Origin of the sequence: Loktanella sp. DJP18 (genome assembly GCF_049310965.1) — a bacterium.
Classification (GTDB): domain Bacteria; phylum Pseudomonadota; class Alphaproteobacteria; order Rhodobacterales; family Rhodobacteraceae; genus Loktanella.
The window spans coordinates 1-6,224 of sequence record NZ_JBMERN010000170.1 but is presented as its reverse complement, the minus strand read 5'-3'; the positions used below and the strand labels follow the sequence as shown (position 1 = coordinate 6,224).

Sequence of the window (6,224 nt, the reverse complement as noted above, 5' to 3'; positions counted from 1 at the left end):
GGCGAACTCGACGCCAATATCGCCCGCTCGCGGTCGCGGATCAGCGAGATCGAGATGCGCATCCTGGCGATTGGAGAGGTCGCCCTGACGGAATCCCAGCGCGAACTGGTCGTCATCGACTCGCGCATTCTGGAACTGTCGGATCGGATCGCCGCCGTCAACGACCGGCTGTCACGCACCGAAATCCGTGCGCCGATCGCCGGGCGCATCAACGAAATGTCGGTCTTCACCGAAGGCGGCGTCATTACCCCGGCCGAGGTTTTGGCGACGATCGTGCCGAAGTCGGCAGAGCTGCGCGTCGAGGTGCAGCTTCCGGTGACGTCCATCGATCAGGTCTATCTGAACCAGGTGGCGCGCATCAAGTTCTCGGCGTTCAACCATCGCACGACACCCGAGATCGTCGGCACGATCTCACACATATCGCCGGCGACGACGGTATCGCCCCAGACCGGAGAGCCGTTCTATACCGGGTACCTGAAAATCTCGGAGACCGAACTGGCGCGTCTGGACGACCTTGCCCTGATGCCGGGCATGCCGGCCGAAGTCTATCTCTCGACGCAGGAACAGACCGCCGCCGCGTACTTCGCACGGCCCCTGATCGACCAGTTCGAACGAGCCTTCCGGGAGGAGTAGCCGATCAGCCGAGGTCTGCCGGCGGGGCCATCGACCCGGCGGCAGACCGTTACCATTTGCGCTGGAACTTCTGCCGCAGATAGATCGCGATGCCGTTCATCAAGGCAAGGAAGGTCAGCAGCACGAGGATGGCGGCCGAGGTGCGTGACACGAAGCCGCGCTCCGGGCTATCGGCCCAGATGAAGATCTGCGTAGGCAGCGCCGTGGCGCTGTCGAACGGACCCGACGGGGCAGAGGTGATGAAGGCATTCATCCCGATCAGAAGCAGCGGGGCAGTTTCACCCAGCGCCTGTGCCAGACCGATGATCGTGCCGGTCAGGATGCCGGGCATCGCGAGCGGCACGACATGCTGGAATACGACCTGCTGATGCGACGCCCCGAGACCCATCGCGGCCTCTCGGATGGACGGTGGCACCGCCTTGAGCGCGGCGCGGGTCGCGATGATGATGGTGGGCATCGTCATCAGGGCAAGCGTCAGGCCGCCGACGAAAGGCACAGAGCGGGGCATGCCGAACCAGCCGATGAAGACGGCCAGCGCCAGCAGGCCGAACACCACCGAAGGCACCGCGGCAAGGTTGTTGATGTTAACCTCGATGATGTCGCTGATCTTGTTCTTGGGGGCAAATTCCTCGAGGTAGATCGCCGCCCCGATGCCAACGGGGAACGAGATCAGGAAGCAGGTCAGCAAGGCCCAGAACGAGCCGACCAATGCGCCCTTCAGTCCGGCAAGTTCCGGAAAACGGCTGTCGGCGTTGGTGATCAGGCCGAAGTTGATCGGGTTCGAAATCATGTCCGCCGCGTCGAGTGCGTCGAACCACGCGATCTCCTGATCCGTGAGCCTGCGGAACTCGGCCGGGGTGTCGCGGTCGATGAGATTCTTGTTCAATTGATCGAAGGTGTCGGCGACCGGGACGTTCAGGCTGACGGTCTGTCCGATCAGGTCGGGGTTCGCCACGATGCGGTCACGCAACGTGAACTGCGCCCCATTCGAGAAGATCCGCAGCAACGCACGCCGCTCTGACGCGGATTCCACATCGGGGAACATCGCGACCAGGGTGTTTTCAAGCAGATCGTCGAAGTCGCCGCGGGGCAGTTCCTCGGCCGACACGACGGCAGGGTCGATGTAGACGTCCATCGTCAGGTGAGTCTGCGTGAAAGCCTTGTAGCCGGTCGACACCAGCGTCAACAGCAGGATGCCCAGCACGAGAAACGCAAACGAGATCGCGGCGATCCCGAGGCCTTTCAGGATGCCTTCCTTGCGCTTGCGACGCGCGAGCCCGGCGGTGATGATCCCGGCGTTTGCCTTGCCGGTCGTACCTGTCGTGATGTCGGTCATGGAACCTGCCCTAATCGTAGATTTCGCGGTATTTGCGGACGATCCGCAGCGCGAAGATGTTGATCACCAGCGTCACGAGGAACAGCATCATGCCAAGCGCGAAGGCGGCGAGTGTCTTGGGATTGTCGAAGGACGTGTCGCCGATCAGCAAGGTGACGATCTGCACGGTCACGGTGGTCACGCTGTCCAGCGGATTGAGGGTCATGTTGGCGATCAGGCCAGCGGCCATCACCACGATCATGGTCTCGCCGATGGCGCGGCTGACGGCCAGCAGGACGCCCCCCACGATACCCGGGATGGCGGCGGGAAAGAGGACATTCAGCATGGTCTCTCCGCGGGTGGCCCCTAGCGCCAGCGCGCCGTCGCGCAACGACTGCGGCACGGCCGACAGGGCGTCATCCGCGAAGGATGAGATGAAGGGGATCAGCATGACACCCATCACGCTGCCTGCGGCCAGTGCGGTATTGGGCGAGATCGCCAGGCCCAGGTCGGCACCGAATTCACGCATGGCCGGCGCCACGACAAGAACCGCGAAAAAGCCGTAGACGATGGTGGGGATGCCTGAAAGGATCTCGAGGATCGGCTTGATGATGGCGCGGGCGCGGCTGCTTGCGAATTCGTTCAGGTAGATCGCGGTCAGCAGACCCGTGGGCACGGCGACGATGATCGCAATCGCGGTGATGACGAGCGTTCCGAGGATCACCGGCAGCCAGCCGAAGGCTCCGGCACCGGCGATCTGATCGGCACGGATCGGGATCTGGGGTTCCCAGTTCACGCCGAAGAGAAACTCCATCGGGGGGACCATCCGAAAGAACTTGATCGTCTCGAACGTGAGAGAGAACACGATGCCGAGCGTGACGAAGACAGCAAAGATGGCGCAGAACTGCATCAGCCCCAGGACCAGGCGTTCCGCGCCCTGACGCGCGCGAAAGTCGGCGCTGACATGACGTCGGGCGCGCACCACCTGCGTGATGGACAGGGCGGCGACGGCGGCCACCAATAACCACGCTGACAACGTGCGAAGGCCGTTCAGACGGTCGGCAGCGGCCAGCTTCCAGTCCTCTGGCGTGCCGAAAACCTGACCGCCGGCGATCGATTTGACTTCAGCCAGCACAAGCTGCCGCGGCCCGGTTTCGAGTGCGCCGTAATTTTCGGATGCAAGCGACGATGTGACCAACCGGTCGATCACGCTGCCCTGAAACGCCAGCCAGAGCAGGATAAGGACGAAGACGGGAATGAAGACGCTCAGCAGAGAATACAGGCCGTGAAAGCCGCTCAGAGAGTGCAGCGGCTGACCGCCATCGCGCAAGGCCGTCGCCGCCTGTCGGTTCCACGCATAGCCAAGCAGCGACGCGACAAGAAGGAGTGCAAAGGCGAAAGTCGTCATGTGCCGCAAGTCCTGATGGAGAATGAGAATGCCCGACGCAGAACCTGCGTCGGGCTTGAAAGAGCCGGTATGGCTTATTCGGTCTTGGCGTCCATGTTCGCGGCGTCGGTCACCGTGCTTTGGACTTCTGCCAGCTGCTCTTCACCCAGAGCGACCATGCCGCGTTCGACGAAGTAGCCGTCAGCGCCCAGCGCGTCGTCGGACACGAATTCTTCGACGAACTCCTGAAGATTCGGGATCACGCCACGGTGTGCGTTCTTGACGTAGAAGTACAGCGGGCGCGAGATCGGGTACGAAAAGTCACCGATCGTCTCGGCATTCGGTTCCACGCCGTTGATGTGAACCGGCTTCAGCGTGTCCATGTTCTCGAACAGGAACGAGTAGCCGAAGATACCCATTGCGTTCGCATCGGCCGTCAGACGCTGCACGATCAGGTTGTCGTTCTCGCCGGCTTCCACAAAGGGTCCATCCTGACGCATGCGCGAGCAGTTCTCGTCCACCCAGTCGCCGTCGAAGTCACCTTCCTGAACGTAGGGCAGTTCTTCACAGCCGGCATGCATCGCCAGTTCGACAAAGGCGTCGCGGGTGCCGGACGTCGGCGGCGGGCCGTACGCCAAGATCGCGGTTTCGGGCAGTTCAGGGTTGATTTCGGACCACATCGTGTAGGGGTTGTCGACCCACTCGCCGTCCACGGGCACCTGCGCTGCCAGCGCCTGATAGATTTCGGCCAACGTCAGATCCCACTCGGTGGCGTTCTCGCGCGAGATGGCGATGGACAGGCCGTCGTAACCGATCAGCGCTTCCGAGATGTCGGTGACGCCGTTGGTCTGGCACAGTTCGTATTCGGACGCCGTCATGGCGCGCGACGCACCGGTCAGGTCCGGGTGGCTTTCGCCGATGCCGCCGCAGAACAACTGCATGCCACCGCCTGTGCCGGTCGATTCGACGATCGGTGACGGTGCGCCGGTGTTGTTGGCGAACTGCTCTGCAGCAGCCTGGCTATAGGGAAACACGGTGGACGAACCGACGACGCGGATTTCCTGGCGGCTTTGCGCCGCGGCTGCGGTTGCCGACACGGCAAGGATTGCCAGCGCAGAAGTGGAAAGCTTGGAAAGGGACATGGTATCTCCGGATTTTATCTAGGGTCTGATCGGCCGACCTCACCGCGTCGATAGTCCGCGACTACGACGGTTAGATAAAATATATACGACAGTTTTGTAACAAGACGGGCCGTGTCAGAGGTTTATTTCGCGGCACGATCTTATTGGTTCGGGGGCACCCTGAGGCTTCGAAAACGATTCCCCCGCGCATGATCTTGCCAATAACGATAGTGCATTCGACCTGATTTGACGAAACGACTGCGATTCGAGACGGCTACATGATTGACCTGCCAGAGCTGCAAGAGCACACTCGCAACATGCGGAGAACAGGCGCACCTTGTCGCGCGTATGCTGTGCGACGGCCGACACCCGGGTTCTTCGAGTGCCAGTCGCGTCTAGTCGGTTTGAACTGGGCGGTGCCCGACTTCAGCGCGCTACCGCGCCGGCCGAAGAAACTGGTGTGAACATCACGTATCGTGGCTCCAACGGTCTATTGCTCTTGCTGTACGACTGCACCGCATCAAGGTCGAGGGTGAAAGCAAATGGCACGCACGCAGGCAAGATCACGCATGCGCAGGATCTTCGCAGTTACCGCCCCCTCGACGACGGCCAGCACAGCACGACCCGGCCGGCGCCTGCCGGCACAATCGATAGCGATGATGCACCGTCCCGGATGCCGACATCCCAGTCGCAATTGCTTTCGACACGCCACCAGAAGGTCGAGATGGATGCCGCACGACCCCGGCAATGGGATCGATCTCATCCTCGAGGTCCTAAGTCGGCGGCGGAAAGCCTGCACAACGTGCATGGCTGGCAGACCGATGATCTGTCGTTCGGCCAGAGAATGGGGCTTCGATAAGATGGAAGGGCATCCGCAACCCGGCTTTGTTTGAACTCTGTCTGCTATCGATATTATTCATGAGAACGCAAAGGATCTTGCTGCTCAACCTTTATAGCGCAAAACTTCATGGGTTCGCAGGGGACATGATACGCAACGTTTTTTTCTGCGCTGGCAGATTGTATTAGCCATCGACACATCTGCCCCATCTTCTTTATCAAAAGTGTGACATCGTTACTCATTCGTCCTATCCGAGCCGCTGAGGCGACCGGCCAAATTACTCGACAGCCATGACGGCGCAATCACCGTGCGCTGCTTTGTTGGCAGTCGGGCAGATGTTGGCGGCCACCACGTCAATCCGATCGTCATGTGGAAGGATGCAATCTCGCGGCAAACCACCTCAGTCCGATCCAGCAACCACAAGCCGACGGGTTGTTCAAAATATTATTAGGAAACACCTACTTCGCAACCTGCGTTGCTCGTTTTCATCTTGACCCTCTTGTCACCGAGAGTTCATTATCAACCATTGAATTATGCGGAAATCAATTCCAGGTCTAAGATTCTATTATTTTGTCACATGCTGCATCAGATATTATTGCCAATCCAGCTGGCCTGTGCATTAGGACTTGCTATTGATTGACGTCAAGCTAAGCTACGCCACACGTTCTCATCACTTGCTGAGGCAACGTTGCCCAGACGTGAAGTTCGATATTTTCGACCTGGGGTATAGAATGTTCCGTTTTATCATTGAAAACGCACCTCTTGGTGTCCTCGCAGTCGACGCTAAAGGCATCATATTGTTTCACAATGTCAGTGCGGCGGAAATTCTATATCTTAATTCAAATACCATGATCGGCATGCCAATTCACAATGCGGTGCCCGGCCTCGCTTTGCGCGATGGCGCTCTTATCGTCGTCATGCCCTTCATGG

Annotated in this window: 5 protein-coding genes and 1 pseudogene; 3 read left to right on the top strand and 3 right to left on the bottom strand. The window is 59.9% G+C overall.

From position 1 onward, the window contains the following. Positions 1–633 (top strand): HlyD family efflux transporter periplasmic adaptor subunit (locus ACOI1H_RS22855; RefSeq protein WP_422440436.1); only part of this gene is annotated, 633 nt, incomplete at its 5' end. A 49-nt stretch (positions 634–682) separates the two neighbouring features. Here ACOI1H_RS22855 and pstA read toward each other — a convergent pair. The 3 genes from pstA to ACOI1H_RS22840 form a co-directional block, all read right to left on the bottom strand. Continuing rightward, positions 683–1,969 carry a phosphate ABC transporter permease PstA gene (gene pstA / locus ACOI1H_RS22850; RefSeq protein ID WP_422440435.1) on the bottom strand — a complete coding sequence of 429 codons (1,287 nt, stop codon included), beginning with the start codon at positions 1,967–1,969 and terminating at the stop codon, positions 683–685. 10 nt (positions 1,970–1,979) lie between these two features. Beyond that, entirely contained in the window at positions 1,980–3,356 is a 1,377-nt protein-coding gene (pstC, locus tag ACOI1H_RS22845) for a phosphate ABC transporter permease subunit PstC (RefSeq protein WP_422440433.1), read from the bottom strand. Positions 3,357–3,430: 74 nt separating this feature from the next. Next, complete coding sequence (locus ACOI1H_RS22840; protein ID WP_422440431.1) at positions 3,431–4,477, bottom strand: substrate-binding domain-containing protein; 1,047 nt, start codon at positions 4,475–4,477, stop codon at positions 3,431–3,433. A 338-nt stretch (positions 4,478–4,815) separates the two neighbouring features. Here ACOI1H_RS22840 and ACOI1H_RS22835 point away from each other — a divergent pair. Together ACOI1H_RS22835 and ACOI1H_RS22830 are read left to right on the top strand one after the other, a co-directional pair. Beyond that, a pseudogene (locus ACOI1H_RS22835) lies at positions 4,816–5,014 on the top strand (transposase); the annotation flags it as partial. Between the two features lie 912 nt (positions 5,015–5,926). Beyond that, a partial coding sequence (locus ACOI1H_RS22830) for a PAS domain-containing protein (RefSeq protein ID WP_422440429.1) occupies positions 5,927–6,224 on the top strand: 298 nt, incomplete at its 3' end.